The 602-nt window shown below is 47.0% G+C and carries 2 protein-coding genes; both read left to right on the forward strand.

From position 1 onward, the window contains the following. On the forward strand, nucleotides 1–216 hold a 216-nt coding region (locus B4033_RS12885), incomplete at its 5' end, for a CoA-transferase (RefSeq protein WP_286834554.1). A gap of 2 nt (nucleotides 217–218) precedes the next feature. Then, nucleotides 219–602, forward strand: a 384-nt coding sequence (locus tag B4033_RS12890; RefSeq protein ID WP_286834555.1) for a CoA-transferase, incomplete at its 3' end; no start/stop codon positions are given.

The following is a 602-nucleotide window of genomic DNA, read 5'->3' on the forward strand; positions in this document are numbered from 1 at the left end:
GCCGGCAACCTGGTCTTCCGTAAAACCGCACGTAATTTCAACCCCGAATGTGCCATGGCCGGGAAGATCACTGTGGCTGAAGTTGAACAGATCGTAGAGATTGGTGAACTTGATCCCGATGATATCCATCTGCCTGGAATCTATGTGAATCGAATTGTCGTTAATGCTTCACCAGAAAAACGCATTGAACAGATGACCTTAAAGGCGGGAGCATAATCATGGCTTGGACTCGAAATCAAATGGCTCAACGTGCAGCACAGGAACTTGAAGATGGGTTCTATGTCAATCTTGGTATCGGTTTACCAACATTGGTGGCCAACCATATTCCGGACGATATCAACGTCTGGCTCCAGTCTGAAAATGGCCTGTTAGGCATTGATGAATTTCCAACTGTAGAAACCGTTGATGCAGATCTAATTAATGCAGGTAAACAGACGGTGACTGCCCGTAAAGGTGCTGCCTTCTTTTCCAGTGCGGATTCCTTTGCCATGATTCGCGGTGGACATGTCAATATTGCGATTCTGGGGGCAATGGAAGTTTCCGAAAAGGGTGATCTGGCAAACTGGATGATTCCAGGCAAGAAAGTCAAAGGTATGGGCGGT

The sequence above is a fragment of the Acinetobacter sp. UBA3132 genome (assembly GCF_002364825.1).
GTDB classification, from domain to species: Bacteria; Pseudomonadota; Gammaproteobacteria; order Pseudomonadales; family Moraxellaceae; genus Acinetobacter; species Acinetobacter schindleri.